The 12,895-nt window shown below is 43.9% G+C and carries 9 protein-coding genes and 1 tRNA gene; 8 read left to right on the plus strand and 2 right to left on the minus strand.

What is annotated here, in order from left to right:
• Positions 1 to 4 precede the first annotated feature (4 nt).
• From ablB to U9Q77_04255, 5 genes are all read left to right on the plus strand, one after another.
• Positions 5 to 832: a putative beta-lysine N-acetyltransferase gene (ablB, locus tag U9Q77_04235; protein MEA3286566.1), complete on the plus strand. Its 828-nt coding sequence runs from the start codon at positions 5 to 7 to the stop codon at positions 830 to 832.
• A gap of 23 nt (positions 833 to 855) precedes the next feature.
• Positions 856 to 2,343, plus strand: a complete 1,488-nt coding sequence (locus tag U9Q77_04240) for a KamA family radical SAM protein (protein MEA3286567.1) — start codon at positions 856 to 858, stop codon at positions 2,341 to 2,343.
• 35 nt (positions 2,344 to 2,378) lie between these two features.
• Positions 2,379 to 2,753 carry a hypothetical protein gene (locus U9Q77_04245; GenBank protein ID MEA3286568.1) on the plus strand — a complete coding sequence of 125 codons (375 nt, stop codon included), beginning with the start codon at positions 2,379 to 2,381 and terminating at the stop codon, positions 2,751 to 2,753.
• Between the two features lie 223 nt (positions 2,754 to 2,976).
• Positions 2,977 to 3,726, plus strand: a complete 750-nt coding sequence (locus U9Q77_04250) for a hypothetical protein (protein MEA3286569.1) — start codon at positions 2,977 to 2,979, stop codon at positions 3,724 to 3,726.
• A 17-nt stretch (positions 3,727 to 3,743) separates the two neighbouring features.
• Positions 3,744 to 4,418 (plus strand): OmpA family protein, encoded by a 675-nt coding sequence (locus U9Q77_04255; protein MEA3286570.1) that lies wholly within the window; start codon positions 3,744 to 3,746, stop codon positions 4,416 to 4,418.
• 196 nt (positions 4,419 to 4,614) lie between these two features.
• On the opposite strand, the gene U9Q77_04260 is transcribed toward U9Q77_04255, so the two are convergent.
• Positions 4,615 to 4,687 (minus strand) — tRNA-Thr (locus tag U9Q77_04260).
• 247 nt (positions 4,688 to 4,934) lie between these two features.
• Here U9Q77_04260 and U9Q77_04265 point away from each other — a divergent pair.
• Positions 4,935 to 8,369 carry a C25 family cysteine peptidase gene (locus tag U9Q77_04265; protein MEA3286571.1) on the plus strand — a complete coding sequence of 1,145 codons (3,435 nt, stop codon included), beginning with the start codon at positions 4,935 to 4,937 and terminating at the stop codon, positions 8,367 to 8,369.
• A gap of 12 nt (positions 8,370 to 8,381) precedes the next feature.
• Here U9Q77_04265 and U9Q77_04270 read toward each other — a convergent pair whose 3' ends face one another.
• Entirely contained in the window at positions 8,382 to 9,503 is a 1,122-nt protein-coding gene (locus U9Q77_04270; GenBank protein ID MEA3286572.1) for a dienelactone hydrolase family protein, read from the minus strand.
• 199 nt (positions 9,504 to 9,702) lie between these two features.
• Between U9Q77_04270 and U9Q77_04275 the strand changes: the two genes are divergently transcribed.
• Together U9Q77_04275 and U9Q77_04280 are read left to right on the plus strand one after the other, a co-directional pair.
• The gene (locus U9Q77_04275; protein MEA3286573.1) at positions 9,703 to 11,136 is read left to right on the plus strand and encodes an HD domain-containing protein; all 1,434 of its coding nucleotides are present in this window, start codon (positions 9,703 to 9,705) and stop codon (positions 11,134 to 11,136) included.
• A 205-nt stretch (positions 11,137 to 11,341) separates the two neighbouring features.
• Entirely contained in the window at positions 11,342 to 12,736 is a 1,395-nt protein-coding gene (locus U9Q77_04280) for a hypothetical protein (GenBank protein MEA3286574.1), read from the plus strand.
• Positions 12,737 to 12,895 lie beyond the last annotated feature (159 nt).

Consider the following 12,895-nt stretch of genomic DNA (forward strand, 5'->3'; position numbering starts at 1 on the left):
CACAATTAACTATAAAACCTGTCAACTTCAACATGGTCCGTTAAGCGATCGGGTCTATATCATGAAAATTGTACCAGAAAGAGTACAGGACGTACTGGCATTGGCGGAATCGTTGGCTCTTGAGCATCATTACTCCAAGATATTTGCCAAGATACCCATAGCTCTCATACCAGAGTTTATGGCCCAGGGATATGAGGAAGAAGCACGCATTCCAGGTTTAGGTGAAAAGCCCAAAGGAATCGCTTTTATGTCAAACTTTATTACCAAGAAACGTAAAAAGCCACATAAAACGAGCGAGATAATGAAAGTAAAGTCTGCCACACTTACACAGGGGCTTTCACGAAAAAGCACAATACTTTCAAAGGATTATTCAATTAAAGAAGCTGAAATAAAAGATAGCCCAGGCTTGGCATTACTCTACCGTGAGATTTTTGCGAGCTATCCGTTTCCAATTACGGATCCAATTTTTGTCGCTCAAAGCATGGCTGAAAATGTGCGTTATTTTGTGATCAGACACAAACGGGAAATTGTGGCTGTAGCTGCGGCCGAAATGGACTATGATTGTCGAGCTGTGGAAATGACTGATTTTGCTACAATTCCAGCCTATAGAGGAAATCAGCTGGGACAAATGCTTTTGGATCACATGGAAACAGCTATGCTTACAGAACCCATAGATACAGCCTATACCATTGCCAGGGCTGTGTCTTACGGAATGAATATTACCTTTGGACGGGCAGATTACGAATTCGCCGGCACGCTAATTAATAATACTCATATCGGCGGATCCATCGAAAGCATGAATGTCTGGTATAAACAACTCATCCATATTTAATCAACAAAAACTGGAGTCTTCTTATGCATGGAAAACTACATTCAAACAAAGAATTTAATAAATATCAAACTGCTGAGACTATTGATGATCTACCTGACCTCGTGACTGATCATTCTGAACTTGATGAAATTAGCGAGATTGAGATACCGGATGCTATTAAAGATCCAGTAACTCTGCAGGATCTAGCGCACCGAGACTTTTCGTCAGATTTGTTTTGGCAGAAAATCCCAGCTTTTAAAAATGTAGACCGCGAAACTTTTATGGACGTGAGCTTCCAAAATAGCAATTCTGCAACAAAAGTAGATCATCTTGATGAGCTTTTGGAAGATTTGGTTCCCGCAGCTTTCCTTGATGATGTGCGTGAAGGAATGAGGTTGGCGCCCATGAATCTGCGCCTTTCCCCCTATGTTATTAGTCTCATCGATTGGGATAACCCCTATGATGATCCGCTTCGGATTCAATTTATTCCGGTGGCATCCACGCGTTTGGCTGATCATCCAAAATTGTCATTAGATTCCCTGGAGGAGCAGGCGGATTCTCCTACATCGGGTCTGGTGCATCGATATTTTGATAAAGTGCTTTTTCTACCCACTGATGTGTGTCCGGTCTATTGTCGGTTCTGTACGCGCAGTTATGCCATTGGGAGTGATACAGATCAGGTGACAAAAATGAGTTTTAAGGCGGTCCCCAATACTTGGAATAAGGCGTTTGCCTACATTGCTTCGAGACCGGAAATTGAAGATGTCGTCATTTCTGGTGGAGATACTTACATGTTAAAACCTCACCGCATTAAACAAATCGGTGAAACACTATTAGCCATACCCCATGTACGACGGTTGCGCTTTGCCACAAAAGGGCCAGCAGTGATGCCCATGAAAATTATTTCTCAACCGGAGTGGACAAATGCCATAATCGACATTGTCAATCAGGGACGGGAAATGAGCAAAGAGGTGGTCGTTCATACTCATTTCAATCATAGCAGCGAGATTACGTCCATTACCCGAGAAGCCATGGATCTGTTTTTTAAAGCCGGTGTTACGGTACGCAATCAGAGTGTGCTCTTACGGGGTGTTAACGATACACCAGAAGCAATGATCAACCTGGTAAGACAATTATCACTCATGAATGTTCAGCCCTACTATGTCTATCAACATGATATGGTTCAAGGGACTGAAGAATTGAGGACCACGCTAAAAGATGGTCTAGAGCTGGAACGCCACGTGAGAGGTGCGACTGCTGGATTTAACACCCCCACATTTGTAACGGATGCGCCTGGTGGTGGTGGGAAGAGAGATATCCATAGTTATGATTATTATGACGAGGTAACGGGAATTTCTGTTTACCGCAGCCCCAGTGTTGAAGATGAAATGGTCTATCTCTATTATGATCCCATTCACCTGTTGTCAGAAAAAGGTCAAAAACTCTGGGAGGATCCTTCGATGCATGAAAAAATGATCCTGGATGCCATTGAGAAGGCGGGTTACCAGGATTTTTCACAGGCTTATGAATAGTCCTGAGTTAAATGCGATACTAAATAGGAGCATATATGCCATTTCAATTTAGTGTTGAATATCCACTGGATATTGTGATTGGAAGAGTTGTGGGAGAAGGGAACTTTTCAGAAACCTTTGGTGAGATCAAGAAATCAATTATTACCAAGCAAGGGGAGGGAATAACCAGACGTTTGTATGATTTCCAAGATAGTGACTTCTTTTTTGATATTGATAAGGCTATCCAACTCGTTAACATTATTCAGCATACTGGCAAAATGTTAAACTCTAAAAAGATAGCCCTCCTTTTTCAGGAAATCCCTGAGACATTCGATCTGGAGCAATTAGCCCCACACTTGGAGTCAGAAGATGTTTCCATCGGAATTTTTATCGAACAGGCTAAAGCAGTAGAATTCCTAAATCAAAAATAGAAAGGAGTCTGATTCCACCTGGCAGATTATAAGGAGAATTTAGGGATATAGTTCATTATGTTTTTTTGCCATACATAATGGTAAGAAAATTAGCACTAAAAGGGCGAGGATATACAATCTTGACGAAACCGCTAGAAGTATCTGAAAATTCATGAAATGTGCCCTAAAACCATTAAATACAACCACATATAGTGAATGCTCCTAATCCATATATATCAACACTTTGCGTCATTTCGATGAACTCAATACAACGCTCTGCGCGCTCTGCGCCCTGCGAGAGGGACTTTTTGCGAAGGCGTCAATCTTAAAAGAAGGATTAAGTATGAAAATTAAAAGAGGGAAACAGCTTGGTTTATTCGTCATCATATTAAGTATGTTTATGCTTATAGCTTGTGAACCGGGGAATCAGGAAAATGTCGATATCAAAACAAGTCAACAGGCATTGGTTGAGCAAGATGAAATTAAAGAAGTCATCAAACGAGCTGAGGCCGCTGAAGCTCGGATGGCAGAACTGGTGAGCAGACTTGAGAACATTGAAGATCAGTTGGGCGAAAGAGATCAAAAGGTCTCAGAGCTAAAGCAGCAATTGGTTAACTACAAGAGAGCTATAACTGTTTTTGTCATAATTGTTTTTGTATTACTACTAATTATTCTCTACAGTATGCGTGAAAATATCCAAAGCCTCAAATCATTTCCTATGGAATTCACCAGGTTTGGTCAGCGTTTGAGGAAAGCAACAAAACGCAGTTCTGGTAGGAGCGGTCGTGGAAAAGAAAAGTCTGGGGAGAAAATAAAAAAAGCACAACCAGGTTCTTCTCGATCAGCCAGAAAGAAGATGAGCAGGAAGCCAGGAAAAACAGATGAACCCAAATCAAAAGCTGAACCAAATTCAACCCGGACCAGCACCAGGAAAACCAAAGATATTGGGAAAAAGACAGTCCCAAAGCCTGCTTCAGGAAAACCTAAAAAATAGATTGGGATGGAACTGAGATGAAAGTTCAAAAATTTATTGTTCGAATATTACTCGGGATGAGCCTGCTATTGTTTATGAGCTGTTTTGGGAACAATAGCGAATTGCTTCAGGAAAAGGACAAGGAGCTTGACCAACTTCGGGCGGAACTTGAGCAGTTGGATAAACAGCTGGAAGACGAGAACAAACAAGTTCAAAGGTTTAAAGATGAGCTTGAGAAAAAAAATGAGGATATTACTCAGGAGATACTACGAAGTCAGGCCTATAAAAAAGAAGTAGAAAAACTAGAAAAGGAACTGAGAGGGACCTTTGTTCTAAGTAATCGTATTCTATTGCCCAACTCAGTATTGTTTAAGTCGGGGAGCGCAGAGTTAAGCGAGAGAGGACAGCAATTTATTGCTGAAATTGGCGAGACTTTAAGTAGCCATCCACATCGGGAAATCCTAGTTGAGGGGCATAGTGATACGGTTCCAATTAGCTCAAAATATCGTTGGAAATATACCAGTAACTGGGAACTGTCTTCGGCTAGGGCGTTGGCTGTGCTTCATTATCTTCAGGATGAGGGGCAGATTGCTCCAAAACGCTTAGGGGCAGTCTCATACGGAGAATACCACCCTATCACCAGTAATGCCAGATCAGCAGGACGGGCTCAAAATCGTCGGGTAGAAATTGTCATTGGGCGTCCGCTTAAATAGTTAGTAACAGCTTCGAGCGCTCCACGGTTGTCTCAAAAACCCTAAAAGCCGTCTCAAAGTCAACGTGTCATCGTTTTAGACAATTTGAGACAGGTCGGATCATTTACAAAATTTTCCGAGCTACTTTTCTCCAACTGATTGTAGTAGCGGTTTATTTTTTCGGATCTCAAGCTTCTTATTTTGCCATTAAAATGTGGGCCACCCAGGAGAGTCGAACTCCTGACCTACGCATTACGAATGCGTTGCTCTACCAACTGAGCTAGGGTGGCATTAAATTTTCAAGCTATCCTTTCAGCTAAATCTGATTCTTCGCATCTCGACTCCACTCGATGTGACGATTAAGGATATATTTCAAAATTCTACAGTTTGCAATCTTGCCTGTGTTTAAAAAAGCTGGTGAATATAGAATTTGCCACATGCTGCTGCAAGTCTTGAGGAAAATGTTAGTTTGTTTTCACTTAATTGGCAGCAATTTTGTTGCTTAAGAATACTAATGACACGCAAGGGGAAAATAGAATGCATCTGAATATCCGTAAAACATCAATAGTCGTTTTATTCCTAATAGCTGCGATCAGCCAGGTCAACGCTTTGGAACTGACTTTTCAAAATGATAAAACTGAAATTCGGCTTAGCCAATTAGATCAGAATACAGCTAAATTTGAAATAAGTATTCAGAACATCTCGATCGAAGCCATCACCTTACCACAAGGGGAGTTCACCCAGCTCAATATACCCGGATTTCACCGCACTCTGGAAACAGGCGTCCCGCAACTGCCCAGTATGAACCGTCTCATCGAATTGCCTCAGGGCGATAATTTTCAAGTTTCACTGATCTATTCAGAAACAGAGACCCTCAATTTGCGAGCATTAGGCTTTGATGCGCCCGTTTTTCCAGCTCAACCTTCCCTGGCCAAAAATATTGATCCCAACACCGTCCCCTTTCTTATGAATGATGATCTTTACACAGAAGATAATTATCTGGATCAAGAGCAACTCCAGCTGGACATGCTGGGACAAATGCGAGATGCCAATATTGGACTGCTGAAAATTCAGCCTGTTGAGTATAATCCGGTGACTGGTGAATTACGGATACATCATCGACTTAAGCTCCAAATCGACCTCTCTCAGTCTGATTGGCCATTAACCCAGACCAGAAAATCTCAAAAACAAACCGCTGTCTTTTCAGTATTGCATCGCCAGATCACTTCCCTGGTTCAGCAAGATGGTGTTCGTGAAGATCTGGTCACAGCACCGATCAAAATGGCTATTGTTGCTCACAGCATGTTCAGCGACGCCCTCCAACCATTTATCCAATGGAAACAGCGGCAAGGCTATACCATCATTGAAGGTTATCTGGGAGAAGGTGACCTGGGAAGCACTTCTACATCGATTGAAAACTGGCTGACAGACCTATATAATGGCGGAACGGCTGAAGACCCGGCCCCCAGTTTCGTTCTCCTGGTTGGAGACCGGGCTCAAGTACCGGCACCCAATGGAAATCACGGATCCCATGTAACGGATCGATATTACGCAGAGGTGACGGGTGACATGCTTCCCGATATGTATTTGGGACGTTTTCCTGCTGCTTCGGTCAGTCAGCTGGAAGCTATGATCGCTAAGACCCTCATGTATGAGCAATACACAATGACCGACCCCAGCTATTTGGGCGAAGTGGTTATGATCGCCGGTATGGACGGTACCTTCGGTCCTACTCACGGTAACGGTCAGATCAATTATGGCACGCAGCATTATTTTAATCCCGAACATGGGATTCTTTCGCATACCTATCTTTATCCGGTCTCTGGTTCCAGTGCCGCAGCCATCAGAGCGGATTTGTCAGCAGGAGTCGCTTTTGCTAATTATACTGCACACGGAAGCGCCACTACCTGGCATGACCCCTATTTATCTATTTCTAATGTCAATGCCTTGACCAACAGCCAGGCATATTTCACCGCCATTGCCAATGCCTGTCTTACTGCAAAATTTGACACACCTGAATGCATTGGCGAAGCCTTTCTCAGGGCTCCTGACAAAGGAGCCATTGGCTACATCGGCGGTACCAACAGCACATATTGGGATGAAGATTATTATTGGGGTGTTGGAAATGGTCCCGTAGTACCATCAGGTGCCACCTATGAACAAACCAGCTGGGGCATGTATGATGGTCTGTTTCATGATCATGGTGAACCGGAATCAGAATGGACCATCACCAATTCCGCCATGGTCTATCGTGGCAATCTGGCTGTCACCGAAAGTTCGTCTTCCCGAGCCAATTATTATTGGGAAATTTACCAGTTGTTTGGGGATCCCTCTCTTATGACCTATATGGGTGTCCCTGAAACTGCAAGTGTCAGTGTTCCAGATGCAGTTGTCATGGGCAGCAGTGAAATTGTTATTTCAGCGCCTCCATTTTGCTATGCTTCACTGAATATCAATAATGCAAATATCACAGCTGTGCAAGTTGATGGCATGGGGAATGCCACATTGTTCTTTGATCCCACTGACCTGATACCAGGTGTCGCTGAACTAGTGGTTACCGGGCAAAATCTGCAACCCTGGTTTGGGGAGATCAATATCATTACGCCAGATGGTGCCTACCTTATTGTAGATCATATCATACTGGACGATTCACCACAGGGCAATGGTAATGGACAGGCTGATTTTGGTGAAACATTGGATATCTATTTTACCCTTCATAATGTTGGTGTTGATACGGCGTATAATGTCATTGGTGATCTGAGTACCTGGGATCCCTATGTAACCACTCTGATACAAGCGGCTCAAGTGGATCTCTTGGCACCTGATTCTACAGTTGCCCAGGGACCCTTCACGATCATGGTCGGATCAGATTGTCCGGATAACCATCTGGCTGAGTTATCTCTTTCGCTGATGGCTGGTCTGGGACAGTGGACAGCAGATTTTGAGCTTCTGCTACGGGCTCCCCATGTGGTGATGAGCGATATCCTCGTGAATGATGATGATAATCACCGACTGGATATTGGTGAAAGCACTATTTTGACCCTATCAATGGAGAACCAGGGAGGCAGCGATCTTTCTACCCTCCAGGTGACCCTCTCTTCTGATGATGGATACATCACGTTGCCAGATGCTCCAGTAATTCTATATGATCTGCTGAGTAGTGAGTTACAGGTGGCAGATTTTGCTATTTCTGTTATTCCAGCCACCCCGGTAGAGCATAACATTACCTTTAACTGGCTGGCAACCGGGGATCTGGGATATACTGCCCAGGGACAATTCAGGTTAGTAGCCGGTCTTATTGTAGAAGATTTTGAAAGTGGTAATTTTTCGGCTTTTGATTGGGAATTGGCAGGTCACGTAGATTGGCTGGTTCAATCCCAAGATGTTTTCGAAGGTAACTATGCAGCCTACTCAGGCAATGTTGGTGATAGTCAGAATGCTGAACTCAGTCTCATTCTGGATGTAACTGAACCAGGTGATCTTTCCTTCATGTACAAGGTCTCTTCCGAATCCAGTACATCAGGATATTATGATGGACTTAAATTTTTCATGGATGGGGCGCTTGTGGAACAATGGCAGGGCGAAATATCATGGACAGAAGCAAGCTATGCGGTGACCCCTGGATTGCATGAATTCAGCTGGAAATATGAAAAAGACGGATCCGTTTCTCACGGAAGTGACTGCGCCTGGATCGATTTTGTGATCATGCCACCCACTTCAAGTTCCGGTGGCGGTTTGGGTGACCTTAACTCAGACGGACAGGTCAATATCCAGGATGTTGTCCGTTTGGTCAATATCATTTTAGGTCAAGGGGCTGAGCCCACCGATCTGGAATTATTTTATGCCGATCTAAATGGTGATGATAGGGTAGATATTGGAGATCTCGTTTCCATGGTGAATATCATTATTGGCGGGAATCAAACTGTGGCAGTGGAGCTCATAAACAAAAGTGCTGAAATTCGAATCAAATAGGAAAGCGTGTGATCAAGGGCTTGTTGGAATATAGACATAGCTATCAGCGTTTTTTTCTGCTTTGATCACTACTGTCAGACCAGTAGGATCCTGTCCTTTTAAATACGTATCAAAAAAGTAAACCGTGCTACGCCTGATAAGACTATTTAGCCTTATGGGATCCCGGGTGGCAGTGTATCCGATATAGAGTGAAAAAGGGGTAAAGAGGGGCATGTCTGTATAATCAGTGTGTTGAGTACCGGGAATTAGCAATTTAAAGATCGCCCCACTGCTATTAGCCAACAAGCGGTCCATCCGTTGATAATTTATTGGATCGCCCCATTCCTTTTGTCCCAGATGAAAGATCGGTTGATCAACACCCTGTGAGATCACTGTATCCGGAACCGGAATGTACCAGCCATCCAAAACCATAATAGCCCCGATTCTTGGATCGATAGCTGCTGCATTAACAATGGCAGCTCCGCCCAAAGAATGGCCGATCACACCAATTCTACTAAAGTCATAAGGAAGCCCGTTGAGGAATGATCTGGAGTCACCAGCATTGACCTTATCCAGGATAAAACTCAGATCTTCAACGATGATTGAAAGTTGGCTGAGATCAATATTTTCCAACCGATCTCCCTTTAGTACGCGACGTTTACCTGCTCGATATTCAGCCGTTTCTCCGTTTTCAAAGATTGTGATATTGGCTTCATAACTATGATCAGCGGCAAAGACCACATAGCCCTGGCTGGCTAATTCTTCCATGAGGGAGGTGTTTTGGAAGCGCATTCCACTCAATCCATGGGAAAAGAGGACTACCGGGAAGACAGTCTGGAATTCATTTATGTGAACTGCAGTATCGGAATGGGTCTTTACTCTATCAAAGTGCTTGAAGAGTACGACTGGAAGTCTCAACTGTTTGGCAATTGCCGGTAGACGGTGGACCGGGTCATCGATATACAGGTTGGGAACCCCCCTATTTGTTTCCTTGGTTGGATACCAGACCTGTACCACAATTCTGCGGTAATCCTGTTCTTTGGTAAAGGTCTCCTCCCGGGAACTATCAGTCCAGGTAACTGTCCGAGTTGCCACGTAGTAGGAGCCAGTCGGCTCAGGCAGGTCAGCAAAAGGAGCAATCACAGGGAAGACCACAGAGCAATTTCCCAGGAAAATCAGACCCAGAAAAAAGGGGATTAAAAAAAATATGTGACTGAATCGGATGCTGATCAACATGCGAACAAAGTAGTCAGTACTGATCCAGCTGGAAATATTTATCTCAGAAGGGTTGTCCTGCGTGATAGCCGTTCAGGTACCTCAAATATTTTATGATTCGAAGTGTCTTGGAGTCTTTGTGACAATTGATTTCCGATTATCTTCAATGCGTATGATTAGTCGAATTCCCAAGAATATTCTCAGCGTCCTGCATGCTGCCGGTCGTTTGGCTCAAGAGTCAGATCTGGAATGCTATACTGTGGGTGGCTTTGTCCGGGATCTTATTCTTAATGTTCCCAGTAAAGATGTGGATATTATGGTCATAGGCGATGGTGTGGCCTTTGCCCGGAAATTAGGGAAGCATCTTGAGGTGCCTGAAATAGTTGAGTACGGGGAATTCGGGACAGCTCTGATTCCCTATGGTGAATTTCTGATCGAAGTGGCTTCGGCTCGTACTGAAACTTACGAAGCTGATTCCCGGAAACCCAAGGTGGTATATACCGACCTTAAAGGCGATCTCAGTCGACGAGATTTCACGGTGAATGCCATGGCTCTGAACCTTGCTCCAGATCATTTTGGTGATCTGATAGATGAATACGGAGGAATTCAGGATATCCAGGATAAGATCTTGCGGACACCCCTGGATCCCGTAAAAACCTTCGATGATGACCCCTTGCGCATGATGCGAGCAGCTCGTTTTTCAGCTCAATTGGAATTCGATCTGGTGCCGGAAGCTTTGGAAGCCATGCAGGGTTTGGTGGAGAGGATCAAGATCGTTTCACAGGAACGGGTGACGGATGAGTTGATCAAAACACTGAGAACTAAAGTGCCATCAATTGGTTTTTATGTGATGCAGGCTGCTGGTCTGCTTCCGTTGGTTTTTCCAGAGATCGCTGTATTGGGGGGCGTAGAAGATCGCGATGGACAAAGTCACAAGGATGTTTTTCACCATACTTTGAAGGTGGTGGACAATACAGCAGAACGCACGGATAAAATGCAGTTGCGTTTTGCTGCTCTGGTGCATGATATTGGAAAACCAGCGACCAAAAAATTCATTCCTGGTACAGGCTGGAGTTATCATGGTCATGAAGAACTGGGTCGTATGATGCTCAAGGAAATTGGTCCGCGTCTGCGTCTTTCGCGCAAGTTAACTGCTTATCTGAAACGGATGACTCGACTTCACCTAAGACCCATCGCTCTGGCTCAGACTGAGGTCACTGATTCTGGAATTCGCAGACTCATTGTGGAAGCTGGAGAAAATCTGGATGACCTGATGATTTTAGTACGAGCTGATGTTACCTCCAAGGATCCCCGTCGCGTAAAACGTTATTATGGTAATTTCGATCGGGTCATGGAACGGATTGAAGTAGTTGTGGAGAAGGATGCTTTACGCGCTTTTCAGTCGCCCCTGCGTGGAAATGAGATCATCGAATTGTTGGGTATACCACCGGGTCCTGTAATTGGTCGCATTAAAACAGCGATTGAGGAAGCGATCCTGGATGGTGAGATTCCCAACGAGTATGAAGCCGCGAAAGCATATTTTTTTAAGATTAAAAACGATTTTCTGGACTAGACCAGGATTTGATCCTTGTCTGGATGAAAATAGTTGTAATTTCTCATGCAGTTTTGAAGTCCAATTGGTATAAGTACTTGCAGAGAAAAAAAGTCAAACTCAAGCATAATTCTTCAATGAATTGCCGTCATGGCAATACATATTAAAAGGTTATGGATCATAAAGTTGTAATATGGCAATGATATCAAAGTTAGGGTAGTTAAGAATGCTTAGGTCTGAAATTGACAATTCAATCAATAAATTAATTAGGTCTATTGAAGAGTGTGAGCTGGTTGAGGTCTTCACTGCAATTTTGGAGAATGAGGGCGAGACGAATCCAACAGTTGCGCTTCATTCTTTTAGCAAATTTCTGGAAATAACCCAGTCGTATAATGCCTTTGAGCATAAGCTGTTAAAGATGTTTGAGTTGGAAAAGCTCAAAGATACTGCCTTTTGGGCAGCAATATTAAAACCGGACGGCCAGGATCTTAAGCGGGATATTGAAAAAGTTTGTGCTTCGATCAGATTTACGCTTGATTACCTCCCAAAAGTCCTCTCGCTAACTGGAGAGAATTTAGAAAAGATCACATCAACAGCAGTAGAAGAGGGTAAAAAAAGTGGACTGCAATACGTAAGGTTATCGGTTGTGGTGATCGAGGAACAGGAGCTTTCATCACCCAAACGTCTAATATTGATGTTAGAAGCGATTCAGGGACTATACGAAGTTGTGGGGCGAATTAAGAATTTGCCAGTGCGTGATCTGATTGTCACAGCATGTGATTCAGGTAATGACAAAAAGTTTGATTTTCTAGGATCATCTGAGGCTATTGAGGGCGTAAAAGCCATCATTCTCAGTTTATGGGATGGCATCATGTTCTACAGAGATGACAAGACGGGCAAACAAATCGAACTTATTGCTCAATCATTGCCAGTATTAGATGAGATCAATGATCTGGAAAAGACTGGCGCTTTTGGGCAGGAAGAAGCAGAGATTCTTAGACGGCGGACAATTCTATCTGTAAATAAGTTTTCACAAGCAGGAGTAACCATTCCTGAGATGGAGGATTTTACCAGATATGACCCGCGGGAGCTAATGCGTCCTGATCAAAAAATCTTGACAGCATCCAGTGAACTTGAGACATCTTCTGAACAGGAGAAATTCGCTGAACAAGTCGAGTCACCCGAACCTGCAGCGCGTGTTGAGTCGGATGGATTCGCTGAGCAAGTTGATCAACCTGAACCGGTTGCATCTGTCAAACCTGAGGAGTCAGTTGAATTAGATGACTTTACCGCACCTGCCGCTCCGACTCAGCCAGAGCAATCACTTGAATTGGTGGACTTCACTGAATCGGATGAAACCGATGAGTTAGTGGATTTTGCCAAGCCTGAGACATCGGCTCAATCGGATGAAGCAGCTGAGTTGGTGGACTTCACTGAACCTGCTGATTCTCCCGAGCAGGAAGAAGCAACTGAATCAGATGATTCTCCTGAATCCACACCAGAATCAACCAAAGAAAAACAGTCCATTGCCCCAGTGGAAAGTGACTCTGATGAGGATAGTATCTTTAAGCGTATGGCTGCAGGCTATTTAGAGGCAAATCGCAAGACAACAAAAAAGTAGGCTAGTAATCCTTCTGGAGCATTCTGATACCTCGCCCGAGGTGCTCTTGAAGCATGACACATAACGCCCCTCATAAATCAAAATAACAAGTCAGGTTGTGCTGTCTCATGAAATATGTGGGCAAAATGGTATTTCATCATCCCGGTGTGACGAGGAGTG

Source organism: Candidatus Neomarinimicrobiota bacterium (assembly GCA_034716895.1).
In the GTDB taxonomy this organism is placed as follows: Bacteria; Fidelibacterota; UBA8477; order UBA8477; family JABMPR01; genus JABMPR01.

Bases quoted from the DNA above. Each gene is read 5' to 3' on its own strand.
- U9Q77_04240 (MEA3286567.1), top strand. From the start codon at position 856: ATGCATGGAAAACTACATTCAAACAAAGAATTTAATAAATATCAAACT.
- U9Q77_04265 (MEA3286571.1), top strand. From the start codon at position 4,935: ATGCATCTGAATATCCGTAAAACATCAATAGTCGTTTTATTCCTAATA.
- U9Q77_04280 (MEA3286574.1), top strand. From the start codon at position 11,342: ATGCTTAGGTCTGAAATTGACAATTCAATCAATAAATTAATTAGGTCT.
- U9Q77_04245 (MEA3286568.1), top strand. From the start codon at position 2,379: ATGCCATTTCAATTTAGTGTTGAATATCCACTGGATATTGTGATTGGA.
- U9Q77_04255 (MEA3286570.1), top strand. From the start codon at position 3,744: ATGAAAGTTCAAAAATTTATTGTTCGAATATTACTCGGGATGAGCCTG.